Origin of the sequence: Streptomyces odontomachicola, from assembly GCF_039605595.1 — a bacterium.
Taxonomy (GTDB): Bacteria; Actinomycetota; Actinomycetes; order Streptomycetales; family Streptomycetaceae; genus Streptomyces.
In genome coordinates this window covers 1-287 of sequence record NZ_JBCFOK010000046.1, presented here as the reverse complement: position 1 = coordinate 287, position 287 = coordinate 1, and the positions used below count along the sequence as shown (strand labels likewise).

Sequence of the window (287 nt, the reverse complement as noted above, 5' to 3'; positions counted from 1 at the left end):
GTCGTATCCGGTATTAGACCCCGTTTCCAGGGCTTGTCCCGAAGTGCAGGGCAGATTGCCCACGTGTTACTCACCCGTTCGCCACTAATCCACCCCGAAGGGCTTCATCGTTCGACTTGCATGTGTTAAGCACGCCGCCAGCGTTCGTCCTGAGCCAGGATCAAACTCTCCGTGAATGCTTCCCCGTAATCGGGGCGCACACGACGTAAGAGCGGCACATCGGGAGGAATAGTCCCTCAGTGCTCAGCGTCCTCGCTGTGTGTTTCAAAGGAACCTCGCCCACAGTC

At 57.8% G+C, this 287-nt stretch carries 1 rRNA gene; it reads right to left on the bottom strand.

Annotated features, from left to right (window positions below):
* A 16S ribosomal RNA gene (locus tag ABEE00_RS35720) occupies window positions 1-176 on the bottom strand; the annotation flags it as partial.
* Window positions 177-287: the final 111 nt, after the last annotated feature.